This is a genomic window from Sedimentibacter sp. B4 (assembly GCF_000309315.1).
Classification (GTDB): Bacteria; Bacillota; Clostridia; order Tissierellales; family Sedimentibacteraceae; genus Sedimentibacter; species Sedimentibacter saalensis.
Map to the genome: position 1 here is coordinate 1 of NZ_CANG01000409.1, position 388 is coordinate 388.

1 pseudogene is annotated in these 388 nt (G+C 65.5%); it reads left to right on the top strand.

The annotated features are described in order from the left end of the window. A pseudogene (locus BN358_RS11655) lies at positions 1-388 on the top strand (hypothetical protein); the annotation flags it as partial.

Sequence of the window (388 nt, forward strand, 5' to 3'; positions counted from 1 at the left end):
TTCCGTCTCGATGGTCGTCGCAATGGTCGGCCTGGTCGCACTGGCCGCCGGGTACACGACGTACGCTGCGTCTCCCGATGATCTTGGGCGTACCGGACGTGCACTCAGGACTGTGTGCTCGACGACGGTATGGGTCGAGGGCACCACCACCCAAGAGTTCTCCGAGCGCAGCTCGACCCCGTTCCCTGGCTCGTTCTACACGGTCCCCATGGCGTTTGCGATGGCCATGCTTGCACTCACTGTCATCGCGGCCTTGGTCATGGTCGGGCGCCGCCCCCGGGACGGGTCGGACGCCGAACTGGTTCGTGTCGATGACGCGTTGCGCCGCATCACAGCCGAAGGCATCGTGGCCTCGGCCGGACTCGGTGTGGCTGGCTCAATTGTGCTC